This is a genomic window from Shewanella sp. S1-49-MNA-CIBAN-0167, assembly GCF_040310145.1.
Classification (GTDB): Bacteria; Pseudomonadota; Gammaproteobacteria; order Enterobacterales; family Shewanellaceae; genus Shewanella; species Shewanella psychromarinicola.
The window spans coordinates 1-280 of record NZ_JBEOPO010000217.1 but is presented as its reverse complement, the minus strand read 5'-3'; the positions used below and the strand labels follow the sequence as shown (position 1 = coordinate 280).

Below are 280 nucleotides of genomic sequence, written 5' to 3'. Positions count from 1 at the left end.
CACCAGATGTATCTGCACTGTGTTTGGTAATAATATTAATCACACCGTTTACTGCATTGGCACCCCACATCGCTGCGCTAGGCCCGCGAATAACTTCGATGCGTTCAATATCGGCCATAAGCGTATCTTGAACCTCCCAGTAGACACCTGAAAATATTGGCGAATACAGGGTTCGGCCATCCATCAATACGAGTAATTTGTTGTTATAGCGCCCATTAAAACCTCGGCTGCTGATAGCCCACTTTTGAGAGTCAATCTGCCCTACATGCAGCCCTGGTAC

At 47.1% G+C, this 280-nt stretch carries 1 protein-coding gene; it reads right to left on the bottom strand.

The window, feature by feature from the left end; all coding sequences use genetic code 11:
• On the bottom strand, positions 1–280 hold a 280-nt coding region (locus AAEZ00_RS21065; protein ID WP_351089831.1), incomplete at both ends, for a TonB-dependent receptor plug domain-containing protein.